We start from the raw sequence: 1,051 nt of genomic DNA, 5'->3' as shown, positions 1-1,051 counted from the left end.
GTAATATTGTTCTTGCAAATTAGATACTCGCATTACAGCTGCGACACCTTCAGAACGGCCACTTTTAGTTATAAAACTGGTGTATGAAGGATATGCAATTGCTGCAAGAATCCCAATAATGACAACAGTAATCATTACTTCAATCAGAGTAAAACCTTTAAAAGACACTTTTTTCATCAACTCTACTCTTCTATATGATAATAAATTCTATTTGTTGTTAGACCCGAGCCTAAAACAACAGTACCTTTACAATCGCTGCCGACACATTCACCTTTCCCCACACCAATGATGTAGGCAATAGTATCATTACCAGTGTCAGCTTTTGGTATAACTATCTGAGGAGTATCAGGTACTCGCTCACCCAAATCATAATAAAGTTCGCTATAAGTTCGAGTGCCTTTATGTAAATCTAACACGTATAATCGGCCTTCCCCTGAAAGATCACAAACACCTAAGTCATAATCAATCGTCCCACCGGCTGGTGGGATAAACGACGTAAAGTACACTTTTCCATCAAAAATTAAAGACGATGATAAGCTCTTTTCACCCGCTGATGTAAAATCATAATACCAACCTCTTTTGGTACCAAACTCAATGTTTTGGGCTTGAGATGTTGGGGGTACTGAGGTTACATTGTACAAATCAGAAAAACCTAATGTAGCAGGTGCTTCCGTAGAAGTATAAGATTTAGTAACAACGTTCCTATCCTGGAAAACAAAAAACATATCATTGGTATATGTGTCTAATGGATGAGTTCGATTACCAGTACCAATTGCAACTGCATCATAAGGTGTATTTTGGTAACTAAGCACACCGCTTGTACTGTGAATATTACTAAACTGAGTTTGCGCTAGAGCGGGCTCAGAAAAGAACATGCGATCATTTGGTGAGCTACCATCACTTATTGACGCAAATTTAAAAATTGTCCAGGTCGATTTGTCAGCCGCAGGTAAATCCATCCGCCATACATTACCACTTATGTCTGATGCGTATATACGATCTGTTACGCCATCATTATCGCTGTCTAAAATGGATACTTTAGTGACAACAC

1 protein-coding gene and 1 pseudogene are annotated in these 1,051 nt (G+C 38.5%); both read right to left on the bottom strand.

The features are described 5' to 3' along the window. A partial coding sequence (locus H5202_RS23195; RefSeq protein WP_182774076.1) for a type IV pilin protein occupies positions 1-177 on the bottom strand: 177 nt, incomplete at its 3' end. A gap of 5 nt (positions 178-182) precedes the next feature. Next, positions 183-1,051, bottom strand: a pseudogene (locus tag H5202_RS23190) (pilus assembly protein); the annotation flags it as partial.

Source organism: Shewanella sp. SG41-4, from assembly GCF_014164505.1.
Lineage (GTDB): Bacteria > Pseudomonadota > Gammaproteobacteria > Enterobacterales > Shewanellaceae > Shewanella.
Note: the sequence above shows the minus strand (reverse complement) of the source record. Positions and strands in the feature narration are given on the sequence as shown.